23 protein-coding genes and 1 pseudogene are annotated in these 26,468 nt (G+C 69.4%); 14 read left to right on the forward strand and 10 right to left on the reverse strand.

Features of this window, described 5'->3' with window-relative positions:
- The 4 genes and pseudogenes from IBX53_RS02475 to guaD form a co-directional block, all read left to right on the forward strand.
- Positions 1-279 (forward strand): annotated as a pseudogene (locus tag IBX53_RS02475) (xanthine dehydrogenase small subunit); the annotation flags it as partial.
- Between the two features lie 58 nt (positions 280-337).
- A complete protein-coding gene (gene xdhB, locus IBX53_RS02480) occupies positions 338-2,791 on the forward strand; it encodes a xanthine dehydrogenase molybdopterin binding subunit (protein ID WP_290904958.1) in 2,454 nt (817 codons plus the stop codon).
- Positions 2,788-3,693 (forward strand): xanthine dehydrogenase accessory protein XdhC, encoded by a 906-nt coding sequence (gene xdhC, locus IBX53_RS02485; RefSeq protein ID WP_290904843.1) that lies wholly within the window; start codon positions 2,788-2,790, stop codon positions 3,691-3,693. The genes xdhB and xdhC overlap by 4 nt, the downstream gene beginning before the upstream one ends.
- Positions 3,694-3,846: 153 nt before the next feature.
- On the forward strand, positions 3,847-5,184 hold the full coding sequence (gene guaD / locus IBX53_RS02490; RefSeq protein WP_290904846.1) for a guanine deaminase: 1,338 nt from the start codon (positions 3,847-3,849) through the stop codon (positions 5,182-5,184).
- Between the two features lie 7 nt (positions 5,185-5,191).
- On the opposite strand, the gene IBX53_RS02495 is transcribed toward guaD, so the two are convergent.
- The gene (locus IBX53_RS02495) at positions 5,192-5,533 is read right to left on the reverse strand and encodes a c-type cytochrome (protein ID WP_290904849.1); all 342 of its coding nucleotides are present in this window, start codon (positions 5,531-5,533) and stop codon (positions 5,192-5,194) included.
- A 37-nt stretch (positions 5,534-5,570) separates the two neighbouring features.
- Positions 5,571-5,822 (reverse strand): hypothetical protein, encoded by a 252-nt coding sequence (locus IBX53_RS02500; protein WP_290904850.1) that lies wholly within the window; start codon positions 5,820-5,822, stop codon positions 5,571-5,573.
- Positions 5,823-6,054: 232 nt separating this feature from the next.
- On the opposite strand from IBX53_RS02500, the gene IBX53_RS02505 reads away from it, so the two are divergent.
- Positions 6,055-7,044, forward strand: a complete 990-nt coding sequence (locus IBX53_RS02505) for a cytochrome c peroxidase (RefSeq protein WP_290904853.1) — start codon at positions 6,055-6,057, stop codon at positions 7,042-7,044.
- Positions 7,045-7,138: 94 nt separating this feature from the next.
- Here the strand turns inward: IBX53_RS02505 and IBX53_RS02510 are convergent, their stop codons facing one another.
- The 6 genes from IBX53_RS02510 to IBX53_RS02535 all read right to left on the reverse strand — a co-directional run bounded on the left by IBX53_RS02510 (position 7,139) and on the right by IBX53_RS02535 (position 15,288).
- Positions 7,139-8,134: an adenosine deaminase gene (locus IBX53_RS02510; protein WP_290904855.1), complete on the reverse strand. Its 996-nt coding sequence runs from the start codon at positions 8,132-8,134 to the stop codon at positions 7,139-7,141.
- A gap of 75 nt (positions 8,135-8,209) precedes the next feature.
- Positions 8,210-9,976, reverse strand: coding sequence for a thiol reductant ABC exporter subunit CydC (cydC, locus tag IBX53_RS02515; RefSeq protein ID WP_290904858.1), 1,767 nt, complete (start codon positions 9,974-9,976; stop codon positions 8,210-8,212).
- Positions 9,969-11,654, reverse strand: a complete 1,686-nt coding sequence (gene cydD, locus IBX53_RS02520) for a thiol reductant ABC exporter subunit CydD (protein ID WP_290904861.1) — start codon at positions 11,652-11,654, stop codon at positions 9,969-9,971. The genes cydC and cydD overlap by 8 nt, the downstream gene beginning before the upstream one ends.
- 3 nt (positions 11,655-11,657) lie before the next feature.
- Positions 11,658-12,659, reverse strand: a complete 1,002-nt coding sequence (gene cydB, locus IBX53_RS02525; RefSeq protein WP_290904863.1) for a cytochrome d ubiquinol oxidase subunit II — start codon at positions 12,657-12,659, stop codon at positions 11,658-11,660.
- A gap of 3 nt (positions 12,660-12,662) precedes the next feature.
- Positions 12,663-14,081 carry a cytochrome ubiquinol oxidase subunit I gene (locus tag IBX53_RS02530; protein WP_290904866.1) on the reverse strand — a complete coding sequence of 473 codons (1,419 nt, stop codon included), beginning with the start codon at positions 14,079-14,081 and terminating at the stop codon, positions 12,663-12,665.
- Positions 14,082-14,304: 223 nt separating this feature from the next.
- Complete coding sequence (locus tag IBX53_RS02535) at positions 14,305-15,288, reverse strand: calcium/sodium antiporter (protein ID WP_290904869.1); 984 nt, start codon at positions 15,286-15,288, stop codon at positions 14,305-14,307.
- Positions 15,289-15,488: 200 nt separating this feature from the next.
- Here IBX53_RS02535 and IBX53_RS02540 point away from each other — a divergent pair, with 200 nt between their 5' ends.
- From IBX53_RS02540 to IBX53_RS02565, 6 genes are all read left to right on the forward strand, one after another.
- Positions 15,489-16,883, forward strand: a complete 1,395-nt coding sequence (locus IBX53_RS02540) for a paraquat-inducible protein A (protein ID WP_290904961.1) — start codon at positions 15,489-15,491, stop codon at positions 16,881-16,883.
- Positions 16,880-18,553: an intermembrane transport protein PqiB gene (gene pqiB / locus IBX53_RS02545; protein WP_290904872.1), complete on the forward strand. Its 1,674-nt coding sequence runs from the start codon at positions 16,880-16,882 to the stop codon at positions 18,551-18,553. The genes IBX53_RS02540 and pqiB overlap by 4 nt, the downstream gene beginning before the upstream one ends.
- A 51-nt stretch (positions 18,554-18,604) precedes the next feature.
- On the forward strand, positions 18,605-19,195 hold the full coding sequence (locus IBX53_RS02550; protein ID WP_290904875.1) for an ABC-type transport auxiliary lipoprotein family protein: 591 nt from the start codon (positions 18,605-18,607) through the stop codon (positions 19,193-19,195).
- Positions 19,196-19,280: 85 nt separating this feature from the next.
- Positions 19,281-19,829 carry a helix-hairpin-helix domain-containing protein gene (locus tag IBX53_RS02555; RefSeq protein WP_290904879.1) on the forward strand — a complete coding sequence of 183 codons (549 nt, stop codon included), beginning with the start codon at positions 19,281-19,283 and terminating at the stop codon, positions 19,827-19,829.
- Positions 19,830-19,982: 153 nt separating this feature from the next.
- Complete coding sequence (locus tag IBX53_RS02560; protein ID WP_290904882.1) at positions 19,983-21,296, forward strand: DEAD/DEAH box helicase; 1,314 nt, start codon at positions 19,983-19,985, stop codon at positions 21,294-21,296.
- 93 nt (positions 21,297-21,389) lie between these two features.
- A complete protein-coding gene (locus IBX53_RS02565; protein WP_290904885.1) occupies positions 21,390-21,941 on the forward strand; it encodes a hypothetical protein in 552 nt (183 codons plus the stop codon).
- A gap of 80 nt (positions 21,942-22,021) precedes the next feature.
- Here IBX53_RS02565 and IBX53_RS02570 read toward each other — a convergent pair whose 3' ends face one another.
- On the reverse strand, positions 22,022-22,903 hold the full coding sequence (locus IBX53_RS02570) for a DMT family transporter (RefSeq protein ID WP_290904888.1): 882 nt from the start codon (positions 22,901-22,903) through the stop codon (positions 22,022-22,024).
- A gap of 145 nt (positions 22,904-23,048) precedes the next feature.
- On the opposite strand from IBX53_RS02570, the gene IBX53_RS02575 reads away from it, so the two are divergent.
- The 3 genes from IBX53_RS02575 to IBX53_RS02585 all read left to right on the forward strand — a co-directional run bounded on the left by IBX53_RS02575 (position 23,049) and on the right by IBX53_RS02585 (position 25,740).
- The gene (locus tag IBX53_RS02575; RefSeq protein WP_290904964.1) at positions 23,049-24,275 is read left to right on the forward strand and encodes an MFS transporter; all 1,227 of its coding nucleotides are present in this window, start codon (positions 23,049-23,051) and stop codon (positions 24,273-24,275) included.
- 80 nt (positions 24,276-24,355) lie between these two features.
- Positions 24,356-25,414, forward strand: coding sequence for an asparaginase (locus tag IBX53_RS02580; protein WP_290904890.1), 1,059 nt, complete (start codon positions 24,356-24,358; stop codon positions 25,412-25,414).
- A gap of 89 nt (positions 25,415-25,503) precedes the next feature.
- Positions 25,504-25,740, forward strand: a complete 237-nt coding sequence (locus IBX53_RS02585; RefSeq protein ID WP_290904893.1) for a DUF2789 domain-containing protein — start codon at positions 25,504-25,506, stop codon at positions 25,738-25,740.
- Positions 25,741-25,755: 15 nt separating this feature from the next.
- Here IBX53_RS02585 and IBX53_RS02590 read toward each other — a convergent pair whose 3' ends face one another.
- Entirely contained in the window at positions 25,756-26,436 is a 681-nt protein-coding gene (locus IBX53_RS02590) for a TVP38/TMEM64 family protein (RefSeq protein ID WP_290904896.1), read from the reverse strand.
- Positions 26,437-26,468: the final 32 nt, after the last annotated feature.

Here is a 26,468-nt window from a genome sequence, read left to right on the forward strand (position 1 = left end):
CTGCGCGACGTGCGCCTCGCCTTCGGCGGCATGGCGGCCACGCCGAAGCGGGCCGCCGCCGCCGAGGCGGCGCTGGAGGGCCAGCCACCCACGGTGGCCAGTTTCCAGGCGGCTCGCGCCGCCCTGAAGCAGGACTTCCAGCCGATGAGTGACGTGCGCGGCAGCGCCCACTACCGCGCGCTTTCCGCCGCCAACCTGCTGGAGCGGCTGCGCCTTGTGATCGCGCAGCAGGAAGCCAACTCTGACCGGGAGGTGATGCTCCATGCGTACGCTCACTAAGCTCAATAAGGCGCCCGGTACCGCGCCTTCCAAGACGCCCGCAGCCGCGCCGGCCAAGATGAAAGGTGACGCCGACGTCGGCACCGACTCCGCCGAGGCCCGACGCGAGCTGGAGGACCGCATCCAGGGGGCGAGCCCCTTGGCTCGTGATACCCAGACACCGGGCAGCGCCGGCCACTCCCAGGCCCACGAGAGCGCGGTGAAACACGTCACTGGCCGCGCCGACTATATCGATGATCTCAAGGTGCCGGCGGACTGCCTGCACCTGGCGCTGGCGCTCTCGCCGGTGGCCCACGGCCGCCTGACCCGCCTCGACCTCGACAGGGTCCGCGCGCTGCCCGGCGTGGTGGACGCGGTGGGCTTTCATGAGGTGCCCGGCCATACCGATATCGGCCCGGTCTTTCCCGGCGACCCGATCTTCGTCGAGGAAGAGATCAGCTATGCCGGCCAGGTGCTCTTCGCTGTGGCCGCCGACAGCCATGCTGCCGCCCGGGACGCGGTGAAGGCCGCACTGGAAGCCGATGTCCTCACGATCGACGAGCAGCCGGCGAGCCTCGATGCGGTGGCCGCCGCCGAGCACGGCGAGTTCGTGCGCCCCACCCATGTCCAGCAGAGCGGTGACTGGGAGGCCACGCTGGCCGGCGCCAGCCAGGTGGTGGAGGGCAAGCAGTTCGTCGGCGGCCAGGAGCACTTCTACCTGGAGGGCCAGGCCTGCCTGGTCACCCCCACCGAGGACGAGGGCGTGGTGGTGCACACCTCCAACCAGCACCCCAGCGAGACCCAGAAGCTGGTGGCCGAGGTGCTGGGCATCCCCTTCCATGCAGTGACCGTAGAGGTGAGGCGCATGGGCGGCGGCTTCGGCGGCAAGGAGACCCAGGCCTCGCCCTGGGCCTGCATCGCCGCCCTCATCGCCCGGCGCACCGGGCGCGCGGCCAGGCTGCGCCTGCCCCGTGCCGAGGACATACGCGTCACCGGCAAGCGCCACCCCTTCCACAACCGCTACCGGCTGGCCGTGGACGAGCTCGGCGTGATCCAGGGCGGCGAGATCACCGTGATCGGCGACTGCGGCTACTCGCCGGACCTGTCGGATGCCATCGTCGACCGCGCCATGTTCCACGCCGACAACGCCTACTCGCTGGGGGCGGCCCGGGTCACCGGCCACCGTGCGCGCACCCACACCGCCTCCAACACCGCCTTCCGCGGCTTCGGCGGGCCCCAGGGAATGATGGTGATCGAGGCGGCCATGGACGACATCGCCCGCCGGGTGGGCGAGGATCCACTCACCGTGCGCAAGCGCAACCTCTATCGCCAGGGACGCGACGTCACCCACTATGGCCAGACCGTGGAGCAGCTCGGCCTGCTGCACGAGCTGGTCGAGCGGCTGGAGGCGAGCAGTGACTACTGGGCAAGGCGAGAGGCGATCCGCGACTTCAATGTGGGCAGCCCCGTGATCAAGCGTGGCCTGGCGCTGACTCCGGTGAAGTTCGGTATCTCCTTCACCGCCAAGCACCTCAACCAGGCCGGCGCCCTGCTCCACGTCTATACCGACGGCAGCGTGCAGATCAACCACGGCGGCACCGAGATGGGCCAGGGGCTGCACACCAAGATCTGCCAGGTGGTGGCCCGGGAGCTTTCGCTGGACATGGAAGCGGTGCGCATCACCGCCACCCGCACCGACAAGGTGCCCAACACCTCGCCCACCGCCGCCTCCAGCGGCGCGGACCTCAACGGCATGGCCGCCCGCGACGCCTGCCTGACCCTCAAGGCGCGACTGTTCGACTTCGCCGCCGAGCACTATGCACTCGACCGCGAGGCGATGCGCCTGGAGGCCGGCCATCTGGTGGCAGGCGAGGGCGAGAGCGAGCGGCGCATCCCCTGGGGAGAGCTGGTACAGGCGGCCTATCTCGGGCGCGTCTCGCTCTCCGAGAAGGGCTTCTACGCCACCCCGCTGATCCACTACGACCGCGGCACCGGCCAGGGCCGCCCCTTCTATTACTACGCCTTCGGAGCCGCGGTGGCCGAGGTGAGCGTCGACACCCTGAGCGGCGAGTACCAGGTTGATAGGGTCGACATCCTGCATGACGTGGGCGACTCCCTGAACCCGGCCATCGATATCGGCCAGGTGGAGGGCGGTTTCATCCAGGGCATGGGCTGGCTGACCAGCGAAGAACTCAGGTGGAACGAGGCCGGCCGGCTGATCTCCGATGGCCCGGCCACCTACAAGATCCCCACCTACGGCGACCTGCCCCCGGAGTTCAACGTCGAACTGATGGAGGGCCACCCCAACTCCATGGCCAGCATTTACCGCTCCAAGGCGGTGGGCGAGCCGCCCTTCATGCTCGGCATCTCGGTATGGTCGGCGCTGCGCGACGCCCTGGCGAGCCTCGCCGACTACCGCGAGGCACCGCGGCTCGATACCCCTGCTACCCCGGAGCGGGTGCTGATGGCCGCCGAGGCGCTGCGCTCGCGCCACAGCGGCTGGCCGCCGGCCTTCGAGGAGCCGACGCCGTGACCCGCGCAGGCGACCAACGCCCCGAGAGCTGGCACGCCGCCCTGCATCGACTGCAGCGCGACGGCCTGCCCCACGCCCTGGCCACCCAGGTGACCAGCGCCGGCTCCACGCCCCGGGAGCCCGGGGCGCGGATGGTGATCACCGCCGATGCCGTCTTCGACACCCTGGGCGGCGGCACCTTCGAATACCAGGTGATCGAAGCCGCCAGGGCGCGGCTCGCCGGGAAGGATGGCAGAGCCGAGGGCGGCCTGAGCCTCGAGGCCTTCTCCCTGGGCGGGCGCAGCGGCCAGTGCTGCGGCGGCTTCGTCAACGTGCTGATCGAGGTCTTCCCGGGCAGCGCCACCACCCTGGCGATCTTCGGCGCCGGCCACGTGGGCACCGAACTCGTGCGCCTGGCCGCCCCACTGCCCTGGCGAGTGCATTGGCATGACAGCCGGGAGGGCATCTTCCCGGACTGGGCGGCGAGCCAGCCGCGGCTCGCCTGCCGCCACGCCCCGGACCCGGCCGCCGCCGTGTCCGCGCTGCCCGAAGGCGCCCATACCCTGGTGCTGACCCACGACCACGCCGAGGATCGCGAGCTGGTGGACGCTCTCCTCAGGCGTGACGACATCGCCTCGGTCGGGTTGATCGGATCGAAGAGCAAGTGGGCCAGCTTCCGTTCGCGGCTGGGCAACGCCGGCCACGGGGAGGCGACACTCGCGCGGGTGCGCTGCCCCATCGGCATGGCGGCGGGACCAGATGGCAATAAAAAAAGGGGGGGCGACAAGACCCCCTACGTCATCGCCCTGGCCACCCTGGCCGAGCTCTTGCCGCTGACGGCCAGCGCAGAACGGCCGGACCAGCGCGGCCTGGAGCCGGCCGTGCTGAGGGCCACCTTCAACAGGTCTCCCCCCGGAACCTAGGGGCGCCGGGGGCAGGCCGAAGAGGAGGTCCTACGCCAGGGATGGCGTCGGTAGCGTACAGGGAAGTATTCACAGCGCCTCCTCGATGGTCCGGCACCCCGGGGCCTGTCGCCGGATCAGCCCCGGTGACACCAAATGATGAGCTTGACGACAATGACGACGACCTACTCGCGCCTGCTGCGCGCCGAACTGCTGAGCTTCGATGCCGACCCCGGCGACGACGATACCCCGACCCCGGGCAGCGTCGTCCACCACCCGGACGGCGCCCTGTGGATCGAGAACGGTCGCATCCGCGCCGTGGGCGACTACGCCACCCTGGCCGCCGACCTGCCGCCTGGCCTGGAGGTGATCGACCACCGTGGCAAGCTGATTACCCCCGGCTTCATCGACAGCCATGTCCACTACGTGCAGTTGGAGATCATGGCCTCCTGGGGGCGCCAGCTGCTCGACTGGCTCAACGACTACACCTTCCCGGAGGAACTCAGGTTCGCCAGCCGCGAGCACGCCGAGGCCCTCTCGGAGGCCTTTCTCGACGAGATGCTCAGGGTCGGCACCACCACCGCCCAGGTCTTCTGCTCGAGCCACCCAGTGTCGGTGGATGCCTTCTTCGCGGCGAGCCAGCGGCGCGGGCTCTGTATGCTGGCCGGCAAGGTGCTGATGGACCGCCACGCCCCCGAAGGCCTGACCGACGACACCCTGGGCGGCATCCGCGACAGCGAACGGCTGATCGGCGACTGGCACGGCAAGGGGCGACTCGGCTACAGCCTGACCCCGCGCTTCGCGCCCACCTCCACCCGCGCCCAGCTCGACTCCACCGGCGCCCTCCTGAGAAACGATCCGAGCCTGTGGCTGCAGACCCACCTGGCCGAGAACACCGGCGAGCTGGACTGGGTGGCAGAGCTCTTCCCCGGCAGCCGCGACTACCTCGCGGTGTACGAGGAGTCAGGCCTGGTCGGGCCGCGCAGCACCTTCGCCCACGGCATCCACCTGGACCGGGAGATGCGCGCTCGCCTCGCCGAGCGCGGCGCCAATCTGGCCTTCTGCCCCAGCTCCAACCTCTTCCTGGGCAGCGGGCTCTTCGACCGCCAGGCCGCCCGGGAGATGGGCCTGGGCGTGACCTTCGCCAGCGACGTGGGCGGCGGCACCGACCTCTCGGGGCTCGCCACGCTCAAGGCCGCCTACCAGGTGGGCCAGCTGCGCGGCCAGCCCCTCACCGCCTGGCAGGGCTTCCATGGCCTGACCCTGGGCAACGCCCGGGCGCTGTCGCTGGATGAACGCATCGGCCGCCTGGCGCCGGGCATGGACGCCGACTTCGTGGTGCTCGACCCGGCGGCGACCCCACTGCTGGCCCGGCGCACGGCGCGCTGCCGAACCCTGGCCGAGACGCTCTTCGCGCTGATGATGCTTGGCGACGACCGCTGCGTGGCCGAGACCTGGGCGAACGGGCATCTCCAGCATCGGCGCGAGACCATGATCGCCGAACGGGACTGACTCACCCCTATTCCTGGTCCGGCGGCAGCGCGAGGATCCAGCTCACCAGGCGCTCGATATCCTCTTCAGCGACCCGGCGATTGGGGGTCATGCGCTCCTCGCCCCAGTTGCCGCTGCCGCCCTCGCGCACCGTGGCCACCAGGCGATCCAGTGCCTCGCCGTCGTCCCGGTAGCGCTCGGCCACGTCACGCCAGGCGGGCCCACGAAGGGTCTTGTTCAGGTCGTGGCAGTTGAAGCAGCCGCTGTCCCAGGCCAGGTCGATCATCGCCTCGTCCTCCTCGACCGCGTCGGCCTGAGCCTGGCCCGAGGCCAGCAGGGCGACCAGCAGGCTCGCCGCCTGGGCGTTCATCGTCCCCCTACTCACCGTCCCCCTACTCACCGTCCCCCTACGCATCTCGCTTCCCTCCCAGCAGGGCATCCGCCACGCGGAACACCGTCAGGGCCGCCAGCGCGGCGGCGAAGAGCATCGGCATGCGGTAGTCGGCTCGGGTCAGGATCCACAGGTGGGTCACGCCCAGCGCCGCCGACACGCAGACCAGCCGATGCAGCCAGTGCCAGGCCAGCCGCACCGCGGGCAGGCTGCCGGCCAGCAGCACCAGCAGGCGGAAGGTGAGGATTCGCTGTGATGCCTCCAGCATCAGGGCTCCCCTGCAGCAATACATGGTGGGGTGATGAATGACCTCAGAGTGGGGACGTCCAGCCACAGGCTGGCTGAGGACTTCGTGCTTGACCTGGCTCAAGAGTGGCCGTTTTCCGACGGTTTTACTGGGTTGATTGGCGTCAAGTGGCAGCACTAAGGTGCCGGCAGAAGGTCAAGCGCGGGTTACCCCGCGCCACTGACCCGGATCATCAACACGAGGGGGAACTGCCATGATCACCAGACGCCTGCTGGCCTCGGCCATCGCCATGGGCTCTGCCATCGCCATCGCCGCACCGGCAATGGCCGACGACGGCCTCGGCGACTATCGCGACCGTTTCGAGCCGCTGCCCCACTTCCCGCCGATCCCCGCCGACAACTCCCTGACCCGGGAGAAGGTCGAACTCGGCAACATGCTCTTCTTCGAGCCGCGCATCTCCTCCAGCGGCGTGATCAGCTGCGCCACCTGTCACAACCCGGCGCTGGGCTGGGCAGACCGCATTCCACGCGCCACCGGCCACGACGGCCAGATCGGCGAACGCAACACACCCACCGTGCTGAACTCCGGTTTCCTGGGCTCCCAGTTCTGGGACGGCCGCGAGCCTGACCTGGAGGGACAGGCCCTGGGACCCATCGAGGCCGACGTGGAAATGGCCATGGACCTCGAGACTGCCCTGGAGCGACTCAACGACTTCGATCTCTACCAGAAGAAGTTCGCCGAGGCCTATCCGGACGATGCCGACCCGATCAACGCCGACAACCTGGCCAAGGCGCTGGCCAGCTTCCAGCGCACCCTGAACACCCCGAACTCGCCCTTCGACCGCTACCTGCATGGCGACGAGAACGCGCTGAATCCGCAGGAAAAAGACGGCATGGTGGCCTTTGTGGACAACGGCTGCATCGCCTGCCACAGCGGCCCGGCCATGACCGACAGCAACTTCCACCGCATCCAGGTCCCCGGCTCAAGCGACGTGGGCCGCTATGAGGTCACCGGGGACGAGGCCGACAAGTACAAGTTCCGCACCCCGACCCTGCGCAATGTGGGCGTGACCTACCCCTACATGAACAACGGCGCCACCGAGACCCTCGAGGAGGCCGTTGCCATCATGGGCACCGAGATGCTGGGACGGGACTTCGAGGAGCAGACCATCGACGATATCACCGCCTTCCTGCATACCCTGACCGGCGAGATGCCCGATTTCGAGGTGCCGGCCCTGCCGTAACTCGAGGCGACCGACGAGCGTGCCACACAGACGCCGACTCCCGAACGCTCCGGGGGTCGGCTTTTTTTTGCTGACGCAGCGACAGAAAGAGGCGTCAGACGCTGTCGGCGAGCTGGCGGCGCAGCGCCAGGCGGCGCCGGTCACTGATGAAGGCCGCCTCGATGGCCGTCCCGGCCAGCTGGATGAGGGTCGCTTCGTCCAAGCCGAAGGCGCGCTGGCAAGCCAGATAGTTGTCCAGCACGCCGCCGCCGAAGTAGGCCGGATCGTCGGAGTTGAGGGTGACCCGCAGGCCAGCCTCCAGCAGTTGCGGCAGCGGATGATCCTCGATGCGCTCCACCACCCTGAGGCGCACGTTGGAAAGCGGGCAGACGGTCAGCACCATGCCCTCATCGCGCAGCCGCGCCACCAGGTCCGGGTCCTCCAGGCAGCGCACCCCATGGTCGATGCGGCAGACGTCGAGCAGATCCAGCGCCTCGCGAATGTACTCGGGCGGCCCCTCCTCCCCGGCATGGGCCACCCGCGGGATCCCCAGGCGGGCGGCCCGTTCGAACACCTCGGTGAACTTCGAGGGGGGATGGCCGCGCTCAGCGCTATCCAGCCCCACGGCGTCGAGCATCTCCCAGTAGGGGGCGGCCTCATCCAGCAGCGCCATCGCCTCGGCGGCGTGACGATCACGCAGGAAGGCCATGATCAGCGCTGTGGAGAGCCCCAGCTCGCGCTCGGCGTGGCGACGGGCGAGGGAGAGCCCTTCCATGACCACGGGCAGCTCGATGCCACGCATCCGGTGGGCCTGGGGGTCGAAATGCATCTCCACGTGGACCACCCCCTCCGCGTGGGCGCGACGGAAGTAATCCATGGCCAGGTCGTGGAAGTCCTCGGCGGTGCGCAGCACGTTCATGCCCTGGTAGTAGAGGTCGAGGAAGGACTGCAGGTCCCGGAAGTCGTAGGCGGCACGGGCCTCCTCCACCGAGGCATAGGGCAGCGCGACCCCGTTGCGCTCGGCCAACGCGAACATCAGCTCGGGCTCCAGAGAACCTTCGATATGCAGGTGCAGCTCGGCCTTGGGCAGGCGCGTGAGAAAGTCGCGCATGGTTCGCTCTCCGGTTCGTTTATCTCATCCTGATGGAGACAGCGGCTCCGCGCAAAGCCTGAGTTTCCACGCCCGCTATTCCCCGCCCGCCGGTGGCGGTGTCTCCGAGTGCGGCGTCAAGAGCCGCCCCTCTGACAGCGTCAGCGTGCGGTCGATGGCCGGCGGCTGGATGGGCCCGGCATCGATCTGGTGCACCAGGTAAAGCACACTACGTCCGGCGAGCCAGGCATCGAGCCGGGAGGCGAGCGCCTGGGCGGTGTCGGCGTCCAGGCCGGCGAAGGGTTCGTCGAGGATCACCAGCGACGGCTCGCGCAGGTGCAGCCGGGCCAGCGCCAGGCGGCGTGCCTGGCCCCCCGAGAGACGCTGACCGCCCTCACCCACCCGTGTCGCCAGGCCCTCACTCAACTCCTGGGCCCAGTCGTCGAGCCCGACCCAGGCCAGCGCCCGCCACAGCGCGCCCTCCTCGGCCTCGGGCGCGGCCAGGCGCAGGTTGGCCGCCAGGCTGTCATCGAGCAGGTCGATGCGCTGGGTCAGCGCGGCCACCCGCTGGCGCAGCGCCGCCTCGGGCCAAGCCGCGAGGGCCACGCCCCCCAGCCGCAGTACGCCGACATCCGGGGTGAGCTGGCGCAGCAGCAGGTCCGCCACGCTGGACTTGCCGGCCCCGGAGGCGCCACAGAGCGCCAGCCGCTCGCCAGGTGCGATATGCAGGGTGACATCATCGAGGGCCGCTGCCAGGGCGCCGGGGTAGCGCAGGGTGACTCGCTCGAGCTCGACGGCCAATGGACCGTCTGCAAGCTCGGTGACGTCATCGACACAAGCGACCGGCAGCGGCCGCTCGACGCGAGTCTCCAGTTCGTTGAGCCGCTCGGCGGCCCCCAGGGTGGCGCCCAGCCAGGTAAAGGCTGCCGGCAGGGACGACAGCGACTCGCTCATGGCCAGCAGGGCGAGCGCCATCATCACCATCAGCGGCCCGGAGAGCACGCCCGCCGCCCAGGCCTGGGCGGCCAGCCACAGCACCAGCAGCATGGAGAGGCCCACCACCAGGCTGGCCAGGGCGTTGCCCAGGGCCACCAGCAGCCCGAGACGGCGCTGGCCGAGGTAAAGCCGCGCCTCGATGGCGGCCAGCTCGCGCCGGTGGCTCGCCAGGCTGGCGTAGGCCTCCAGTTCCGCCATGCCCTGCAGCCGCTCCACGAGGCGTCCACGCAGGGCCTCCAGTTCGGTCACCTGAGACCGACTCGCGCCCAGCCCCAGCCGCGCCTGGCCCAGGGTCAGCCACAGCCAGCCGACCAGCAGCAGGGTGCCGACGGCCAGGCCGACCCGCGGCGCGAAGAGCGCAAGGAAGGCCGAGAGTCCGAGGATCGCCACCAGTCCTACCCCCGCCGGCGCCAGCAGGCGCAGGTAGAGGCTGTCCAGTGTGTCGATATCCGCGGTCAGGCGGTTGAGCCAGTCGCTGGCCCGGCGCCGGGAAAGCGACTGAGCGTCGAGGCCAGCGAGTACACCGAACAGCCGGGCCCGCAGGTCGGCCAGCAGGCGCAGCACGGTGTCGTGGTTGTAGAGCCGCTCGAGGTAGCGCGACAGGGTGCGCGCCACGGCGAAGAAGCGGATGCCGCCACCCGGGACGTAGACCTCCAGGCTCGCGGCCACCCCCGCCGCCAGCAGCAGCCCGGTGAGCCCCGTGGCGGTGATGAACCAGCCGGAGAGCGCCAGCAGGCCGATGGCGCAGGCCAGGGTCAGCGCCATCAGCGCGGCGCCGGCCCACAGCCGCCCGCGGCGGCGGTCGAGCAGCGCCAGCCAGGGTCGCAGGGTCGCCAGCGGGCTGCCAGCGGGTCGGGGATCAGCCATGGGACACCCCCGTGACAAGACCACCCTCGATCGCCAGGCATCGGCCGGCCATGGCGATAAGCGCCGGGTGATGGGTGGCGATCACCAGGGTACGGCCCTCCTCTGCCAGGGCCTGAAGAGCCACGATGACCCGGGCCTCGGTTTCGGCATCCAGGCTGGCGGTGGGCTCATCCAGCAGCGCCAGGGGAGCCTCGGAGAGGAACACTCTCGCCAGGGCCAGGCGCTGGGCCTGACCACCGGAGAGCCCGACCCCGCGTTCGCCTACCCGCGTATCCAGCCCCTCGGGAAGCACCTGGACGAGCTCCCCAAGGCCGGCCTTGCCCAGCGCCTCATCCATGGCCCGGGCCGATGCCTCGGGGGCGGCCAGACGCAGGTTGTCGGCCAGGCTGCCCTGAATCAGCAACGGTCGCTGATCCATCCAGGCGAAGGCGGTATCCGCGGCCAGGCGACGCTCCCCGGCGCCCGGCCCGACGAAACCCGCCAGCAGCTGCAGCAGGGTCGACTTGCCAGCCCCCGAGGGCCCGGTCAGCACCACCACCTCGCCGGCCATCAGGCCCAGGTCGACCGGCCCCAGCACTCGGCCGCGGCCGGGATGGCTCACGCTGGCGTGCGCGAGTTCCAGCAGGGCACCCGGCGCCTGCGGAGGGCGCGCCTTGGCTTCACGCGTCGGGTCGGGCATCGCCTCGAGGATCGCCAGCAGGCCATCGGCGGCCCCCAGGGCGGCCGCCCGATCATGGTAGTGCTGGGCCAGGGTGCGCAGCGGCTGGAAGAACTCCGGCGCCAGCAGCAGCACCAGCAGGCCGCTGAACAGGGTGAGTTCTGGCGAGGGCCCGTAGGTGATGTAGCCGAGCAGTCCGAAGCCCACGTAGATGGCCACCACGGCGATGGCCACCGAGGCGAAGAACTCCAGCACCGCCGAGGAGAGAAAGGCGATGCGCAGGGTGCGCATGCTGCGGCGACGATAGTCGTCGGCAGCGGCGTGCACCTCGCCGGTGGCGGCGGCGGTGCGGCCGAACAGCTGAAGGGTGGTGATGGCACGCACCCGGTCGATGAAGTGGCCGGAGAGTCTGGCCACCGCCTCGAACTGCTCGCGATTCAGTCGTTCGGCGCCCATGCCCACCAGCGCCATGAACAGCGGGATCAGCGGGGCCGACAGCAGCAGGAAGAGCGCCGCCAGCCAGTCCAGCCACAGCGCCACCAGCAGCACCAGCAAGGGGCTGATCACGGAGAGCGCAAGCGACGGTCGAAATCGGGCGAAGTAACCATCCAGCGCCTCCACCTGCTCCACCAGTTGGCTGGCCAGCCCCGCGGAGTGGCGCCCGGCAAGCCAGCCCGGCCCGAGCCTATCCAGGTGATCGAGCAGTTCCCCGCGCACCCGGGAGCGGATGGCGAGACTGGCCGACCGGCCCAGCCGTTCCTGGCTGAAGATCGCCAGCGCGCGGACCAGCAGCAGGCCGACCATGGCGGTCAGGGCCGGTAACTGCGACGCCGGGGTGGCCTGCTCCACCAGCAGCTGGCTGATCACCCCGGCCAGCAGGGTGAGCTGCCCCAGGGTGGCCAGGGTAGAGATCACCCCGGCGACCACGGCAAGGCCCAGACGACGCCGCTCCCCGGCGGCGAGCGCAGTGAGCCAGCGGCGGACATCGCGCCCGCCGCCGACGGCTTCAGCAGCGGCCATGGGTCAGTGGTAACCTTCGCCCACCTTGACCTTGCCGCGGAAGACCCAGTAGGTCCAGGCGGTGTAGGCCAGCACGATGGGGATCACGAACAGCACCCCGATCAGCAGGAAGAGCTGCGATTCCGGGGCCGAGGCGGCGTCCCAGATGGTGTAGTCGGGCGGCACGATCACCGGCCACTTGCTGGCCACCAGCCCCAGGTAGGTGAAGATGAACATGCCCAGGGTCGCGACGAAGGGTTGGCCCTCCTGACGGCGATGCACCGCGCTCCACAGCCAGGCGGCGCTGGCCATGGCCAGCGTCGGGAAGACCCAGATCAGCTGGATTCGGTCGAACCAGCGCGCCCACACATCAGGGTTCACGAACGGGGTCCACAGGCTGATGATGGCGAACACCACCAGCACCGCCACCAGCAGTGCCGGGGCAATGCGATAGGCCCACGCCTGCACATGCCCCTCGGACTTGAGGATCAGCCAGGTGGCGCCGAGCAGCGCGTAGCCGGTCATCAGTCCCAGGCCCGTCAGGAGGGTGAAGGGGGTCAGCCAGTCCAGGGCACCGCCCACGTAGGCGAAGTCCTTCACGGCGAAGCCCTGGATGTAGGCGCCCACCACGGCCCCCTGGGCGAAGGCCGCCACCGCCGAGCCCCAGCAGAAGGCGCGGTTCCACCAGCGGCGATTCCTGCGTGACTTGAAGCGGAACTCGAAGGCCACGCCGCGGAAGATCAGCCCCGCCAGCATCAGGAAGACGCCGATGTAGAGCGCCGGCAGGAACACCGAATAGACCAGCGGAAAGGCGCCCAGCAGGCCCGCCCCGCCCAGCACCAGCCAGGTCTCGTTGCCGTCCCACACCGGGGCCACCGAGTTCATCATCACGTCGCGGGCATCCTCGTCAGGAGCAAAGGGATAGAGGATCCCCAGGCCCAGGTCGAAGCCGTCCATCACCACGTACATGATCACCCCGAAACCGATGATCAGCGCCCAGATCACTGAAAGATCGAACATCTCCATCGCTTATCTCCTCCAGGTCGGGGCGGAATCGTTGTCGAAGGAGGCATGTGCCGCAGAGAGCGGCCGCTTGGGCCGGTGAACCACACCCTCCACGGTATCGCGCTCGTCCTCGGGAAGCATGCCCTGGCGTACCACCCGGGTCAGATAGTAGACCCCGGCGCAGAACACCACCGCGTAGACCGCGACATAACCGATCAATGTGAACAGTGCCATCCCGCCGGTCAGCGACGGCGTCAGCCCCTGGGCATGGCTCATCATCCCGTAGACCAGCCAGGGCGCGCGGCCCACCTCGGTGACGATCCAGCCGGCCAGCACCGCGACAAAGGGCGTCACGCTCATGACTCTCAACACCTGCAGAAAGCCCCGATGCTCATAGACTCGCCCGCCGCGGCGCAGCCAGAGCCCGGCAACGGAGACGGCAATCATCAACAGGCCCAGCCCCACCATGACCCGGAAGGCCCAGAAGACGATCCACACCGGCGGCTGCTCCTCCCGGGGCACCTCGCTGATGCCGGGCACCACACCGGCAGGGTCGTGCTTGAGAATCACGCTGGCCAGGCTGGGGATGCCAATCTCGAATCGGTTGGCCTGCGCCTCCTGGTCGGGAATCGCGAAGAGCAGCAGCGGCACGTTGCCCCGGGTCTCCCAGTTGCCCTCCATGGCCGCCACCTTGGTGGGCTGATGCTCCAGGGTATTCAGGCCGTGGAAGTCGCCGATCACCGCCTGTGCTGGCGTCAGTACCAGCAGCAGCCACAGGCACATGGAGAGGGCACGGCGATTGGCCTCGACGTCGCGCTTGATCAGCAGGTACCAGGCGCTGACCCCGGCCACCACGAAGCCGCCGGTCAGGAAGGAGGCCATGACCATATGGGCGAAACGCCAGCCGAAGGAGGGGTTGAAGATCGCCTCGCCCCAGGAGAGCACCCGGAAGCTGCCCTCCACCAGGTCTACCCCCGCCGGGGTCTGCATCCAGCTGTTGGCCGAGAGGATCCAGAACGACGAGATGAAGGTGCCGAAGGCCACCATGCAGGCCGCGAAGAGGTGGACCCCCTGAGGCACCTTGCCGCGACCGAACAGCAGCACACCGAGGAAGGCCGCCTCCAGGAAGAAGGCCGTGACCACCTCGTAGCTGAGCATGGGACCCAGGAAGTTGGCCGAAGCGTAGGAAAAGTTGCTCCAGTTGGTGCCGAACTGGAAGGACATCACGATGCCCGACACCACGCCCATGCCGAATACCACGGCAAAGACCCGGGTCCAGAACAGGGCCAGGCGATCCCAGGCAGGGTTCTCTGTGCGATAGAAGAGCCCGTGAAGCAGGGCGATATAGGACGCCAGCCCGATGGTGAAGACCGGAAAGATGGCGTGAAAGGAGACCACGAAGGCGAATTGCATTCGCGACAGCAGGAGAGGATCCAGTTCCATGACGCAAGCCTCATGACAGCGATGGACTCGGGGTCGTCGCAAGGGATGCGCATGCACGCTCCGGTGCGTGTTGTGCCTTCGGCCGGCCCATGAGAGGCCCGCCGTGACGCATTCCACCTGGACACCAGTGACAGGTCGAGACTACAGGGACCCGCTGATCGGAGGAAAGTTGATCCCGGTCAGTGTGTCCTCTTGTCGCAGCCTACTGGTCGCCCTCCCCTCGTCAGCCACCGCCTCCGCTTACCACCAGGCGCACCAGCCAGGCCGTGTAGGTGAGATACATGACCAGCAGTACCGCGCCCTCCAACCGGTTGATGCGCCCTGCCCGACCGCGCCAGCCCAGGGCGAAGACCGCCAGCAGCAGGGTCATCGCCGCCATCAGGCTCCAGTCGCGCAGCAGCACCTCGGTGCCGACCTGGATCGGATGGATCACCGCGGCGAGGCCCACCACCCCCAGGGTATTGAAGAGGTTGGAGCCCACCACATTGCCCAGCACCAGGTCATGCTCGCGCCGACGCAGGGCGCTGATGGAGGAGGCGAGTTCCGGCAGCGAGGTGCCCACCGCCACCACGGTCAGGCCGATGATCAGATCGCTGACGCCGAACCCCTGGGCGATGGCCACCGCGCCCCACACCAGGATCCGCGAGCTGATCACCAGCAGCACCAGCCCGACACCGGTCCAGGCCAGCCCCGCGGCCATCGACATCGGCCGCGCCTCGAGGCTCTCCTCGGTATCGGTACCCAGGGGGTCGGCACCATCGCGACGGGCACGCCAGATGCTGACGCCGATGAAGGCGGCCAGCAACACCAGCAGCAGCGTCCCCTCCAGGCGACCCACCACCCCGCCCCACATCAAGAGCGCCGAGAGCAGGGTCGCCCCGCCGAGGATAGGCATCTCGCGACGCACCACCGTGGAGTGCACCGCCAGGGGCGATATCAGCGCCACCAGCCCCAGGATCAGGCCGATGTTGGCAATGTTGGAGCCGAAGGCATTGCCCAGGGCCAGGCCGGGATTGCCCTGCCCCGCCGCCAGCGCCGACACGACCAGCTCCGGCGCGGAGGTGCCGAAGCCGATCACCAGCATGCCGATCAGCAGCGGCGAAATACCGAAGCGCGCGGAGGTCGCCGCCGCACCATCGACAAAACGCTCGGCGCTCCACACCAGCAGGACCAGGCCCACCACCACCGCTACCGCAGGAAGGATCATCGTGTTGCCTCGGCGACATTCAGAAGTGCATGTTTATATATGGTACCCGCTGGGCCAACGTGTCACACTTTTGTCCGACACCCGTTGCGCGCGGCCGGGAGTGTAGGCCGCTCTTCGCCTCGGGTGAAGCTCCCGGAACCGACCCGTCAGCAGGAGTGACGTCGCCCTTGGCCCAGCGCCCCTTCCGCCTTCTGGAACGCATGCCCTCGCTGCCCACCGGGGCCCCGAGGGTCGATCGCATGCCGCCTGAATCCCGGGCGCGGCGGCGCCTGCGCGCCTGCCAGGAGTGCGACTGGGTGGTCGCCCTCCCGCCGCTGCGCGGCGGTGAACAGGCCGATTGCCCGCGCTGCGGCCACCCCTTGGTCAAGCGCCACCTGCGCCCGGCCCAGCGCAGCATGGCACTGGCCCTCTCGGCGCTGCTGGCGCTGGCCATGGCGCTCTCCTTCCCCTTCATCAGCTTCAGCGTGGGCGGGGTGGGCAACCGCATCGAGCTCTCCCAGACCGCCACCACCCTGATCGGCTTCCATCAACCGGTGGTAGCCGGCGCGGTGATCCTCACCATCATCGTGCTGCCGGCGGTCTACCTGCTCGGGGTAATCTGGCTGCAGCTCGGTCTGCTGCGCGATGACCCGCTGCCCGCGAGCCGCGCCATCGCCCGCTCCCTGGCCCATCTCAACCCCTGGATGATGGCCGATGTCTTCATCATTGGCGCCCTGGTCAGCCTGATCAAGGTGGCCGGCATGGCCCAGATCGAGCTGGGCGCTTCCTTCTGGGCCTTCTGCGTCTTCGCCCTGCTGCTGCTGGTGACCACTCAGTCCATCGACGCCGACTGGATGTGGTTCTCCCTGGCCGGCGAGCCCCGGGCCCCCGAGGGGACCCGCACCGGCGAGACCGCCGCCCCCCAGGGGCTGGCCGGCTGCTCCACCTGCGGCCTGATCAATCGGCTCGATCCCGGGGGGCGGGGGCGCTGCCGACGCTGCGGCGACCGGCTGCGCAGCCGCCTGCCCCACAGCCTGCAGCGCACCTGGGCGCTGCTTGCCGCCGCCACGGTGATGTACGTTCCCGCCAACGTCTACCCGATCATGACCACCACCAGCCTCGGCCACACGAGCCCCTCGACCATCATCGGCGGGGTGGTGGAACTGGTCCAGATGGGCTCCTGGCCGGTGGCCGCGGTGATCTTCATCGCCAGCGTCATCGTGCCGGTGGGCAAGCTGGTGGCGCTGGCCTGGCTCTGCCTGGTGGTGAGACACAGCAACGAGCTCAATGCCGCGGTCCGCACCCGGCTCTATCGGCTCACCGAATTCATTGGCCGCTGGTCGATGATCGATATCTTCGTGGTGGCCATCCTGGTAGCGCTGATCCGCGCCGGCTCGCTGATGTCGATCACCCCTGGGCCCGCCGCCCTGGCCTTCGGCGCCGTGGTGGTGATCACCATGCTGGCGGCCATGACCTTCGACCCGCGGCTGCTCTGGGACGACCCGCTGCCGCGCCATGATTCCAGACCAGACCCGCGGGCAACGATCCAGAACCAGAAAGTCTCTAGTCAGGATTCACCAGGAACAAGACAGGATTCACAAGGAACCCCCGGATGAGCGATACACCCCGCGGCGAGGCCGCGTCCGAGCAGGACCTGCACCGGGCCAAGCCCTCCCCACAGGCCCGCTTCTCGCCGATCTGGATCGTGCCCATCGTGGCCATCCTGATCGGCCTGTGGCTGGTCTATGACAACTACCGCAGCCGCGGCCCCCAGGTGACCCTGGTAATGGCCAACGCCGAGGGGATCGAGGCCGGCAGCACCCTGATCAAGACCCGCAACGTCCAGGTCGGCCGGGTCGAGCGGGTCAATCTCTCGGAGGATCTCTCCACCGCGGTGATCATCGCCCGGATGAGCCCCGACACCGAGGCCATGCTGGTGGAGGACAGCCGCTTCTGGGTGGTCAAGCCACGGGTCGGCCGCGAGGGGATCAGCGGACTGGGCACAGTGCTATCCGGCGCCTTCATCCAGCTCGAGCCGGGCGGGAGCGAAGTCGACGCCCGGGAGTTCCGGGTCAGCGACCAGCCGCCGGTGGCCCCGGCGGGTGCCGCCGGCCTGCGCATCAACCTGGTCAGCCAGCTGGGCAACTCGCTGCGCGTCGGCGACCCGGTCACCTATCAGGGCTATACCGTGGGCCGGGTCGAGGACGCCACCTTCGATGCCCAGACCCGGCGCATGCAGCATCGCATCTTCATCGAGGCGCCCTACGATACCCTGGTCACCGACAGCACCCGCTTCTGGTCGGCCAGCGGCATCGACCTGCGCCTCGATTCCGAGGGCTTCCGGGTCAACGTGGAGTCCTTCGAGGCGCTGCTGGGCGGCGGCGTCACCTTCGGGGTGCCCGAAGACCTGCCCCTGGGCAGCCCGGTGGAGCCGGATGTCACCTTCAGTCTCTACCCCGACGAGGACAGCGCCCGCCAGGGCACCTTCAACCGCTACCTGGAGTACGTGCTGATGGTTGACGACTCGGTGCGCGGCCTCTCCCGCGGCGCCCCCGTGGAGTTCCGGGGCGTGCGCATCGGCACCGTGGCGGCGGTGCCCTGGAACTTCAATGCGCCACAGCCCGAGGGCCGCACGGGCTTCTCCATCCCGGTGCTGATTCGCATCGAGCCCCAGCGGCTGGGCATCGAGAACCAGGACGTGGATCTGTCCGAGTGGCGGGAGCGCTTCGACCGCCTGTTCGGCGTGGGCCTGCGCGCCAGCCTCAAGAGCGGCAACCTGCTCACCGGGGCGCTGTTCGTCGACCTCAACTTCAACAGCGACCTGGCCGGAGCGCACGTGGCGGAGACCTTCGCCGAGAAGTCGGTCTTCCCCACGGTCGCGGGCGGGTTTGCGCTGATCGAGGCCCAGGTGACCGACCTGCTGGCCAAGCTCAACGCCCTGGAGATCGAGCCGCTGCTGGCGGGGCTGGACCGCAACCTGGCCGCCTCGGAGGCCATGCTCGGCGAGGTGCGCGCGCTCTCCACGTCGCTCCAGGGAATGCTCGACGATCCGGGCACCCGGGAGGTGCCGGCCAACCTCAACGCCACCCTGGCAGAGCTGCGTGTGACCCTTCAGGGGCTATCGCCCGGCTCCAGCGCCTACCAGGAGCTGACCGGCGCCGTGGAGCGCCTGGACCGGCTGATGCGCGACCTCCAGCCGGTGGCGCGCACCCTGTCCGAGAACCCCCGCGCCCTGCTCTTCGAAAGCCTGGAGACCGAGGACCCCATGCCTCGGGCCCCGCGGTAACACTGACGGCAAGAGATGACGAAAAACGGCCCGCGACAAGGAGACGAGACGATGACGAGGCGATGGATGCTGGCCGCCCTGGCGGCCCTGGCGGTGACGGTGGGACTCGCCGGCTGCGCCACCTCGAGCCCGGCGCCGGCGCGCTACACCCTGCCCGAAGCGAACGGCAGCGTGGCCGGCGCCGAGGCCGAATACCTGCTGCTGCTGCGACCACCCCGCCTGGCCCACTACCTGGACGTGGACGGCCTGGTGATGCAGGTGGACGACATCACCCTGGTGGAGGCCCGCGGCCACCAGTGGGCCGAACCCCTGGCCCGCCAGCTCGAGCGCGGCCTGCGACTGCGCCTGGCTGCCCGGCTGCCCGACACCCGGGTGATGCTGGACGAGGCCGGCGTGCGCGAACCCGGGGCCCTCGACCTTCGCCTGGAGCTCGACCGCTTCCAGGGTCGCCACGACGGCCTGGCCGTGATCGGCGGCCAGTGGCAACTGCGCGACGCCCAGGGACGACTGCTGGCCATGGAGTCCCTGCGCATGGAGACCGAGCTAGACGATGATGGTTACCCGGCGCTGGTGCGCGCCCTGGGTCGCGGCTGGGACGATGCGGCCGATGAGCTCGCCGAGGCGGTCCGCCGCGCGCGGTGAGCCCGCCCGGGCAGGCCAGTCCGCCTTGCGCTATGGTCATCACAGGCGCGCCCGAGCGCATCACGTCACCACAGGGACGACACCCATGCACGACGACTCCAGCCACGACGACCCCAACCACCTGAATGACGCCGCCCTTCGCGAGGAGCAGCACGCCATCGCCCTGCGGCTCCAGGAGCTGGCCCGCAGGGCGCGCCGCGCCCTGTTGATCGCCCTGGCCAGCGACACCCACAGCCAGGATGCCATGGACGAGCTCCAGGTGGCCGACGAGGTCCTGACGGAGATCGCCGAGCTTGCCACCCAGAACCGCTTCATCGCCCTGCCCGAGCTCGACGACGTGCGCCGCGGCGTGGACCGCCTGGCCTGTCAGCTCTACCAGGACGGCGCCTGCGATGGTCTCGGCGAGGTCGAGCACGAAGCCTTCCTGGATCGCCACGCCCGTGCCCTCACCGCTCTGGACGGCATCGGGCCGGTCACGGCCCGTCGCCTGTTCGCCCATGGCATCAGCGATCTCGACCAGCTGCGCGAACTCGGCTCCGAGGCGCTGGACGACGTCACCGGGCTCAATGCCGCCACCCTGGCCCGCATCCGCGCGAGCATTGCCGAGGAAGAGCAGGCGATAGACGCGAAGTAGCTGCGCCAGCGCCGACGATCTGGCATACTGGTGTCACGCGGCAACCTTCTAGTCCCTCCTGCCGCCCCTCTGGATTCGATTTTTTCTCGCCCCGGCCCGGGACTGGCCACGCGCTTTTGTGTGGCACGGCCGAGGCGTTTCTGCGGAGACCGCATGACCTTTTCCGACCTCGGCCTGCGTGCCGAACTGCTGCGTGCCGTTGAGGCACAGGGCTATACCGTTCCGACCCCGATCCAGCTGCAGGCGATTCCTGCCGTGCTCGAGGGCGGCGACCTGCTGGCCAGCGCCCAGACCGGCACCGGCAAGACCGCCGGCTTTACCCTGCCGATGCTCCAGCGCCTGGCCGATGGCCCTCGCCCTGGCCGTCGCGAGGTGCGTGCCCTGGTGCTCACCCCGACCCGCGAGCTGGCCGCCCAGGTGGGCGAGAGCGTGGCCGACTACGGCCGTCATCTCACCCTCAAGAGCCACGTGATCTTCGGCGGTGTGGGCCAGCAGCCCCAGGTGGACGCCCTTCGCAACGGGCTCGACGTCCTCGTCGCCACCCCGGGCCGTCTGCTCGACCTGCAGCAGCAGAAGCACGTGGACCTCACCAAGGTGGAGATCCTGGTGCTCGATGAAGCCGATCGCATGCTCGACATGGGCTTCATCCACGACATCAAGAAGATCCTCCGGGTGCTTCCTCCGAAGCGCCAGAACCTGCTCTTCTCGGCGACCTTCTCCGACGAGATCCAGGCCCTGGCCAACAAGCTGCTGGACCGACCGGCGATGATCGAGGTGGCGCGTCGCAACACCACCGCCGAACTCGTCGATCAGGCGATCTATCGCGTGGACCGGGAGAAGAAGCGCGAGCTGCTGGCCCACCTCATCAGCCAGCATAACTGGCAACAGGTGCTGGTCTTCACCCGCACCAAGCACGGCGCCAACCGCCTGGCCGAGCAGCTCTCCAAGCAGGAGATTCCAGCCATGGCGATCCATGGCAACAAGAGCCAGTCGGCGCGTACCAAGGCGCTGGCCGCCTTCAAGGGCGGCGACCTGCAGGTGCTGGTGGCGACCGACATCGCCGCCCGAGGCCTCGACATCAGCGAGCTGCCCCACGTGGTCAACTTCGAGCTACCCAACGTGGCCGAGGACTATGTGCACCGCATCGGCCGCACCGGCCGCGCCGGCAGCGAAGGCCAGGCGGTATCGCTGGTCTGCGTCGATGAGCATGGCCTGCTGAAGGGCATCGAACGGCTGATCAAGCGCGACCTCGAGAAGCGCATCGAGCCCGGTTTCGAGCCCGACCCCAATGCCAAGCCCGAGCCCATCGAGAACGGCCGCAACCGTGGTGGCGGTGGCCGCGGCCAGGGTCGCGGCAATGCTCAGAGCCGTGGCAATACTCAGGGCCAGGGTCAGCGCGGCCGCGACGAGCAGTCCCAGGCCCCCCGCCGTCGTCGCGGCGGCAGCGGTGGTCGCCGGCAGGCCTGAGGCGGCAGTCCGGTGCTGCTGCCAGGGCGACTAGAATAGTTGATTTGAATATGCGAATGTAGCTAACCTTTCGATCCCTGAAGCCCGAACACCATGCTGAAGCGACTGCTGGGCAAGGCCCCCATCGACGTCTGGGTAATCAAGCAGGTCGACATCGACCTGCTTCATCTGTGCGGCCGCGCCACCCTGGAGGCAAGACCCAACCGTCAGGCGGTGCTGGCGGCCCTCGAGGAGGGCCGCTTCGCCGGCGCCGTTAAGATGGCCACCGGCGGCGTGGTGCTCAACGCCAGGCTCTTCCAGGCGCTGGTGCCCGTGGAGCAGCTCGAGCTGCTCCCGGAAGACCAGGCGCGCTGGAGAGGGCGCGACTGGAGCCTCTCCCAGGTGCCACAGCGCTGCTGGACCTTCCAGGGACGACTGACCGCCCAGCCCGACCCGACGTTCACCTACAGCGGCCTGATCAGCAGCGAGGATATTGCCGGTATTCGCCAACGGGTGGCGCAGTCCACGCCGCAACACCCCGGCGAGGTGGTCTTCCGGCCCGAAAATGCCAACGAGGCCCACCCCCTGGTGGCACGGCAAGAGGACGGCCCCCGCGACGGCATGCGCCCGAAGGCCGGGCGCGAATGGCGCCGCGACAGCGACTGAACACCCCCCCCGAGGCCGCCGAAAGGCGGCCGTCTCGTTTCCGGCTCCTGTCTCTGGCCCTAGCCCTTCTGCCGCCCCCCCTAGCGGCGCTGGGATACGGCCACCCCGAGCAGGATCATCCCCAGCGCCAGCAGGTGGTTCCACTCGGGGCGCTCCCCCAGGAAGAGCAGGCCGATGGCCACTGCCCAGAGCGGGATCAGGTAGTTGATCAGCGAGAGGAAGGTGGGCCCCGCGGCGGCCACCAGGGTGAAGTAGACCACGCTGCCCAGCGCCGTGCAGAGCACGCCCAGCACCACCACGGCCCACAGGGCGCCACTGGAGAGCCCCGTGGGCCAGGCGGACTCGGCGGGCAGCAGGGCCAGCGGCAGGGTCAGCAGACAGGCCATCCCCAGCACCAGCGCCGAGGTCGACCAGGCGTCGCTTGCCGGCTTGTGGCGGGCGATGATGGTGCTGACCGCGTAGCAGCAGGCGGCCAGCAGCACCGCCAGTTGGGCCAGCAGGGTCTCTCCCTGCACGCCCAGTTCACGAAGGGCGGCGGGTCCCACCAGCGCCAGGATGCCGGCGAAGCCGATCACGAACCCCGCCAGCCGGGCGGACGTCATGCGCTCCCCCGCCACCAGGAAGTGCGCCAGCACCAGGGTCATGAGCGGCATGATCGCCATCAGGATGCCGGCCAGCCCGCTGTCGATGCGCTGCTGGCCCCAGCTGATCAGCAGGAAGGGGGTCATGTTGCCCACCACGGCGATGGCCAGCATGAAGCCCCATAACCGCCCACCGCGGGGCCAGGCGCGCCCCAGCAACAGCACCAGGCCGAGCAGTGCCAGGCTGGCCAGCAGGTTGCGACCCACCACCAGCATGGCCGGCTCCAGCTCGGCGACCGCGATGCGGGTCAGGGCAAAGGAGCTGCCCCACAGCAGGGAGAGGGTGACCAGCAGCAGCCAGTGGCTCAGAGGGCGCGTCATGGGAGGGTTCCGTGTGACAGTCCGTGAAGGGTCCGGGTGGCCGGGAGGGGTGGCCTAGAGGGGCAGCCTACCGGCGTGGGGCCATGGAGCTTACCATGCTAATCTATTGCCCCCTTCACCCGACGAGTCAACGCCGATGTCCGCGATGCCGGAGCCCACGGACCCCCGCTCCCCGCAACCGAACCGCCGCCGGCTGCTGGTCTTCATCGGACTCATGGTGCTGGTGGGGCTTAACCTGCGTCCCGCCCTCTCCAGCCTGGCCCCGGTGCTGACCCGCATCCAGCAGGATACCGGCCTCTCGCCGCTGTCCATCGGCGCGCTCACCACCCTGCCGGTGCTCTGCCTGGGGCTGTTTGCGCCCATGGCGCCATGGCTGGCCAAGCGGCTCGGGGCCGAACGGGCGCTTGCCGCTGGCCTCGCGCTGCTTGCCGGCGGACTCGCGCTGCGTGGCGTCCCGCTGGTGGCGGCCCTCTTTATCGGTACGCTGATGGTGGGTGCCGCCATCGGCGTGGCCGGTACCCTGCTACCCGCCCTGGTCAAGCGCGAGCTGCCCGCCGGCGCCGATCTGATGACCGGCGTCTACACCATGGCGCTGTGTCTCGGCGGTGCCCTGGGCGCGGGGCTCAGCGTTCCCCTCGCCGACCAGCTGGGCGGCTGGCACCTGGGGCTGGCCAGCTGGTCGACCCTCGCCGCCCTGGCGCTGGTCGCCTGGCTGGCCCTGGCCCCGCGCCGCCACGAGGCGGCACTGCCCAGCCGGGCAGGCTCGATGCGCTCGGTGCTCGGCCAGCCGCTGGCCTGGCAGGTCATGTTGTTCATGGGCCTGCAGTCGTCGCTGGCCTATATCGTCTTCGGCTGGCTGCCGACACTGCTGATGGAGCGAGGTTACGGAGAGGGTGAGGCCGGCTGGATGATGGCCGCCTCGGTGATGGTACAGCTTCCCGCGGCGCTCGGTGCCCCCTGGCTCGCTCGGATGGGAAGCGACCAGCGACCGGCATTGCTCATCGTCCTGGCGATGATCGCCACCGGTTTCTGGTTGCTGCTCATCGGGCCAACGCCCCTACGCTGGCTCGGCATCGTGTTCCTGGGGCTCGGCCAGGGCGGCGGCTTCAGCCTGGCGCTGACGCTGATCGTACTGCGCAGCGGCAACTCCCGCCTGGCCGGCAAGCTCTCGGGCCTGGTCCAGGGCGGTGGTTATACGCTGGCCGCCATGGGGCCGCTGGGTGTGGGGGTGATGCTGCAGCTCGACCTGGGGCTTGCCACCATCACCGCCGTGCTGCTGGCGATCTGTGCCTCGGCTGCCACCTTCGCCCTGTTCGCCGGGCGCAATCGCCGCCTGGAGATCGACACCACGGGGCTGCTGGTCACCCGCTGACCCCACCTCGCACGGTTGAGCCTGGCGGCTTCGCCCGTGCCTTCGTATCATGGGCGGCCCAAGCCTGCCCCGGAGCCTCCATGCCTGCCGACGCCACCCCCGCTTCCCTGCGGCCCCCGCTGGTCATCTACACCGGGGGCACCTTGGGCATGCTGGCAGGCGAGCAGGGCCTCGCCCCCGGCGGCGACATCGAGGCGCGCCTGGCGCGCGCCCTGGCCGCCCTGCCCGCCCAGCGCCGCGCGGCACTTCCCGACCATGAGGTGCTGGCCTTCCCCGAGCCCATCGACTCCAGCGCCGCCACCCCGCGGGAGTGGCAGCGCCTGGCCGACGAGATCGCCGAGCGCCATCGCGATCACGCCGGCATCGTCGTGCTGCACGGCACCGATACCCTGGCCTGGACGGCCTCGAGCCTCGCCTATCGGCTGCAGGGCCTGGACCGCCCGGTGGTGGTGACCGGCGCCATGCAGCCGCTGGAAGCCGAGGGCAGCGACGCCGCCGACAACGTCGAGCTGGCGCTGCGTTTCGCGGTCATGCCGGCACTTCGGGAGGTGGTCATCGCCTTCGGCGGCATGCTGCTGCGCGGGGTGCGGGCACGAAAGTGGCAGACGCGGGACGCCGACGCCTTCGTCAGCCCCAACTATCCGCTGCTGGGCGAGCGGGTAGGCCACGACGCCGTGCTCTATCCCGGACGAGGCCTGGCACAGCAACAGCACGGCGCCCCGCGCTTCGAGCAGCCCGACTATGGCCCCCTGGCGGAGGGCGGGGTGGCGCGCATCGTGCTGTGGCCGGGCATCACCGCCCGCCAGGTGGCGGCCTGGCTCGAGGAGCCGACGCTCAAGGGAGCCCTGCTGGAGGTATGGGGCGGCGGCAATGTGCCGGAGGATCCCGACCTGCTCGGCGTGCTCGCCGAGGCCAGCGGTCAGGGCAAGCTGCTGGCGGCGATCAGCCAGTGCCCCCATGGCGGCATCGACATCGGCCACTATGCGGCGGGCCGGGGGCTTCAGGCGGCCGGAGTGCTGTCGGCCGACGCCATGACCCCGGAGGCGGCACTGACCAAGCTGGTCCACCTGCTGGCCCAGCCGCTGGCGGATGACGAGCGCCGGCGGCGCTTTCTCACCCCGCTGGTGGGAGAGCGCTGACGGCTTGGTTCACCAGCGTTGACGCCGGTCATGCAACGGGCGGCGCAAGCCGCTATGGTGGGTATTCCAACACCGCAAGGAGAGCCGCCATGGAACACCCCGATCATCCCTTCACCGAACTCTTCGAACAGCTGGGACTGGCCTCGGACCCGGAGGCGATCAAGCGCTTCATCGAGCGCAACGGGCCCATCCCCGAGGACGTCGCCCTGCCCGATGCGGCCTGCTGGAACGAGGGCCAGGCGGAATTTCTGCGTGAAGCCATCGAGGAGGACGCCGACTGGGCCGAGGTGGTGGACCACCTGAACGCCTCGCTGCGCAAGGCGTAACCCCCAACGGCCAGGCTAGCTGTTCGCTGCCTGGCCGTTGGCTTCCACCCGGCGCCTGACCCAGGCGCCGAGCAGCAATAGCGCAGTGAGCGCCAGCAGCGGCAGCACCACGCTGATACTCATCACCTCGTCGCTCTCCACCGCCTCCAGCGCCCCGTAGATGGCGCTGGCGTAGACCGCCCACTTCACCCCGAGGCCGATGATGGCCGCCATCAGGAAGGTGCCCAGGGGCAGTCGCAGCAGCCCCGCGGCATAGTTGACCACCGAGTGGGGGAAGCCCGGCAGCACCCGCAGGGCGCACTGGGTCAGGAAATCGCTGCGCCTCTCCAGGCGACGCATGATCTTGCGGGTCAGTCCCTTCGGGGTCCAGCGATCCCCCACCCGGGCGGAGAGCCAGTAGGCGCCCAGGGCCCCCAGCACGCTGCCCACGATCAGCATGGGTGTCGCGACCAGCGGCGTGTAGAAGGGAGCGATCAGCCACAGCCCGATGCTGCCGGGCAGGCCGAGGGCCAGGGTCACCGCCATCACCAGGATCACGCTGATGATCACGGCGGGATGGTGGGAGGCCTCGTCGGCCCAGCGCTGCAGGTCCGCCAGGTCAGGGGAGTGCCAGATCCACAGGTAGAGCGCCATCAGCACGACGCCACCCACCGCCACCACCCGCCAGGGCCAGCGGAGCGAACTATCGTTGAACATCAATCATCATCCAGTACGCAATCCCTCATGGT

The organism is Halomonas sp. (genome assembly GCF_014859505.1).
GTDB lineage: Bacteria > Pseudomonadota > Gammaproteobacteria > Pseudomonadales > Halomonadaceae > Halomonas.

Excerpts from the sequence above, each read along its gene's own strand:
- IBX53_RS02505 (WP_290904853.1), top strand. The coding sequence starts at position 6,055 with ATGATCACCAGACGCCTGCTGGCCTCGGCCATCGCCATGGGCTCTGCC.
- IBX53_RS02580 (WP_290904890.1), top strand. The coding sequence starts at position 24,356 with ATGCCTGCCGACGCCACCCCCGCTTCCCTGCGGCCCCCGCTGGTCATC.
- IBX53_RS02575 (WP_290904964.1), top strand. The coding sequence starts at position 23,049 with ATGCCGGAGCCCACGGACCCCCGCTCCCCGCAACCGAACCGCCGCCGG.
- IBX53_RS02510 (WP_290904855.1), bottom strand. The coding sequence starts at position 8,134 with ATGCGCGACTTTCTCACGCGCCTGCCCAAGGCCGAGCTGCACCTGCAT.
- IBX53_RS02555 (WP_290904879.1), top strand. The coding sequence starts at position 19,281 with ATGCACGACGACTCCAGCCACGACGACCCCAACCACCTGAATGACGCC.
- guaD (WP_290904846.1), top strand. The coding sequence starts at position 3,847 with ATGACGACGACCTACTCGCGCCTGCTGCGCGCCGAACTGCTGAGCTTC.
- IBX53_RS02495 (WP_290904849.1), bottom strand. The coding sequence starts at position 5,533 with ATGAACGCCCAGGCGGCGAGCCTGCTGGTCGCCCTGCTGGCCTCGGGC.
- pqiB (WP_290904872.1), top strand. The coding sequence starts at position 16,880 with ATGAGCGATACACCCCGCGGCGAGGCCGCGTCCGAGCAGGACCTGCAC.
- IBX53_RS02590 (WP_290904896.1), bottom strand. The coding sequence starts at position 26,436 with ATGTTCAACGATAGTTCGCTCCGCTGGCCCTGGCGGGTGGTGGCGGTG.
- cydC (WP_290904858.1), bottom strand. The coding sequence starts at position 9,976 with ATGGCTGATCCCCGACCCGCTGGCAGCCCGCTGGCGACCCTGCGACCC.
- IBX53_RS02570 (WP_290904888.1), bottom strand. The coding sequence starts at position 22,903 with ATGACGCGCCCTCTGAGCCACTGGCTGCTGCTGGTCACCCTCTCCCTG.
- cydD (WP_290904861.1), bottom strand. The coding sequence starts at position 11,654 with ATGGCCGCTGCTGAAGCCGTCGGCGGCGGGCGCGATGTCCGCCGCTGG.
- IBX53_RS02540 (WP_290904961.1), top strand. The coding sequence starts at position 15,489 with ATGCCCTCGCTGCCCACCGGGGCCCCGAGGGTCGATCGCATGCCGCCT.
- cydB (WP_290904863.1), bottom strand. The coding sequence starts at position 12,659 with ATGGAGATGTTCGATCTTTCAGTGATCTGGGCGCTGATCATCGGTTTC.
- IBX53_RS02560 (WP_290904882.1), top strand. The coding sequence starts at position 19,983 with ATGACCTTTTCCGACCTCGGCCTGCGTGCCGAACTGCTGCGTGCCGTT.
- IBX53_RS02550 (WP_290904875.1), top strand. The coding sequence starts at position 18,605 with ATGACGAGGCGATGGATGCTGGCCGCCCTGGCGGCCCTGGCGGTGACG.
- IBX53_RS02565 (WP_290904885.1), top strand. The coding sequence starts at position 21,390 with ATGCTGAAGCGACTGCTGGGCAAGGCCCCCATCGACGTCTGGGTAATC.
- xdhB (WP_290904958.1), top strand. The coding sequence starts at position 338 with ATGAAAGGTGACGCCGACGTCGGCACCGACTCCGCCGAGGCCCGACGC.
- IBX53_RS02535 (WP_290904869.1), bottom strand. The coding sequence starts at position 15,288 with ATGATCCTTCCTGCGGTAGCGGTGGTGGTGGGCCTGGTCCTGCTGGTG.
- IBX53_RS02530 (WP_290904866.1), bottom strand. The coding sequence starts at position 14,081 with ATGGAACTGGATCCTCTCCTGCTGTCGCGAATGCAATTCGCCTTCGTG.
- IBX53_RS02500 (WP_290904850.1), bottom strand. The coding sequence starts at position 5,822 with ATGCTGGAGGCATCACAGCGAATCCTCACCTTCCGCCTGCTGGTGCTG.
- IBX53_RS02585 (WP_290904893.1), top strand. The coding sequence starts at position 25,504 with ATGGAACACCCCGATCATCCCTTCACCGAACTCTTCGAACAGCTGGGA.